Raw genomic sequence first — 1,988 nt, 5'->3', positions numbered from 1 at the left:
GAGCTGCCCGCCGAGCAAATGACGCTAACAGCTTTTCCGACTACAAGCCCGGCAGCGCAACCGCAGAATACCGCCAAATGGTAGACAAAGTCGTGGAGATCGGGGAACAGCAGAAAAAGCGTGTAGACCCCATGTACCATGAAAAGATTGACAGCCTTGTTGACACCTACGCCCGGAAACTTGCGGAGAACATGAACAATAGTTTTTCCATTGAAGCCCGTGTACCCTCTATCCTCATTGCAGGCGGCTCTAATTTCCCGGTACGCAAGAAAGAGAAACAGAACGCCGCCCGTGACAGGAACATGGAGGAATGGAACGACATACAGGGCTTGCTTGACAAGATACGCAGTACGGGCATGGGCGGTATCAGCGCAGACGACCCGCAGGCAGTACAAAAACTGGAAGCCAAACTGGAAAAACTGCAAGCGGCACAGGACACCATGAAAGCCATAAACGCCTACTACCGAAAGCACAAGACCCTTGACGGCTGCCCCAACCTTTCCGCTGAAAGTATCGAAAAGATGAAAGCGGAAATGTCGTCACAGTGGCATATAGATGATAGACCCTACCCCTCATGGGCTTTATCGAACAACAACGCAGAGATACGCCGGGTAAAGGGACGCATTGCGGAGCTGACAAAAAAGCAGGAAACCGCCTACGCCGGGTGGGAATTTGACGGCGGCAAAGTGGAAGCCAACCGGGAGGACAACCGCCTGCAAATCTTCTTTGAGGAAAAGCCGGACGAAAAGACCCGTGAAACCTTAAAGGAAAACGGCTTCCGTTGGTCGCCCAAAGCCGGGGCGTGGCAAAGGCAGCTAAACGACAACGCTATTTATGTTGCTGACCGCTTACCCTGCATACGCCCCTTATCCGGGAAAAGCCCCACAGAGATACAAAAGGAAGCCCGTACAGCCGTCAAGACAGAGAAAAAAACCTCTATACGGGCGCAGCTTGCACAGGACAAGGAAGCCTTGAAATCTGCCCCGAAAAAGGCAGCGGAGAAAAGCAAAAAACAGGACTTAGAAAGGAGCTGACCCCATGCAGAAATTTGAGAACGTGGATATATTAAAGTCCCTAAAAGCTATCATGCAGACCCACACCGAGCATTTCCAGTCTGATTTTGACATAGACATAAAGACCTTGAAGCAGGCGGCGAAAAGCCCGAACCCGGAGGACAAAAAGCAGCTCTGGTTATGCCGCCCCGCCGGGACGTGGTGCTTGCGGGAACGTGACACTTTCATCAAAGGCTCACGGGAACATAACACTTTCTGCTTTTACGCCGAGCAGACAAGCGACAAGATACTTGCCTATGCCGTGGAGCTGACAGGCATTGAGAAAGGCAGGGTAACGGGCAACCTCTACGAACTGGACTATAAAAAACACTATGAACACGTCAAGGACGTTTCCGTACCCGCCGGAGATACCAAGCTGATCTACGAGAACGGAGAACGTATGCAGGAAGCCGAAAAACGCATTACCGGGGACGCTGACCCGGACTTAGGGAAGTTCCTGCGCTTTGAAGAACAGCCCAAAGACCCCGCCGCCCTGCGTGGCGTTCTATGGGACGAGAAATACAACAGAGATCACTTCGACAGCGGCGACATAAAGGCGCATATCGAAAAACTGTCCGGCAAAGAGAAAAAGCCGTCCCTGCGGGCGCAGCTTGCACAGGACAGGGAAACCGTAAAAGCCGCCCCGAAAAAGCAGGCGGCAAAGACCAAAAACAAGGGATTGGAGGTATGACACATGAATACATTCACATTTGAGGAAACCAACCTTATCTGCTGTTACAGGAGGAAAACAAGGGCTGATACGGTGGCGGCAATGACCGCCGCCCTGCCCTACATGGAAACAGAGATACAGGAGCTTGCGGAGCGTACAGCGGGAAAGCTGAAGCAACTGACCGAGGAAGAATTTGCCAGGTTTGTGTTTCTGCCTGCTGAAGATATGGAGTAAATGAAATGCCGGGGGATAGTAGTCTGAGGATT

Annotated in this window: 2 protein-coding genes and 1 pseudogene; all 3 read left to right on the top strand. The window is 51.9% G+C overall.

Annotated features, from left to right (window positions below; genetic code table 11):
* Window positions 1-1,034, top strand: a pseudogene (locus WKT10_RS15800) (hypothetical protein); the annotation flags it as partial.
* 4 nt (window positions 1,035-1,038) lie between these two features.
* A complete protein-coding gene (locus WKT10_RS15795; RefSeq protein WP_340278035.1) occupies window positions 1,039-1,743 on the top strand; it encodes a hypothetical protein in 705 nt (234 codons plus the stop codon).
* 3 nt (window positions 1,744-1,746) lie between these two features.
* Window positions 1,747-1,956: a transposon-transfer assisting family protein gene (locus WKT10_RS15790; RefSeq protein WP_009266809.1), complete on the top strand. Its 210-nt coding sequence runs from the start codon at window positions 1,747-1,749 to the stop codon at window positions 1,954-1,956.
* Window positions 1,957-1,988 lie beyond the last annotated feature (32 nt).

The sequence above is a fragment of the Enterocloster sp. HCN-30185 genome, from assembly GCF_037890305.1.
In the GTDB taxonomy this organism is placed as follows: domain Bacteria; phylum Bacillota; class Clostridia; order Lachnospirales; family Lachnospiraceae; genus Enterocloster.
The sequence above is the reverse complement of the archived record's forward strand: the minus strand, read 5'-3'. Positions and strand labels throughout refer to the sequence as shown.

Bases quoted from the DNA above. Each gene is read 5' to 3' on its own strand.
- WKT10_RS15795 (WP_340278035.1), top strand. From the start codon at position 1,039: ATGCAGAAATTTGAGAACGTGGATATATTAAAGTCCCTAAAAGCTATC.
- WKT10_RS15790 (WP_009266809.1), top strand. From the start codon at position 1,747: ATGAATACATTCACATTTGAGGAAACCAACCTTATCTGCTGTTACAGG.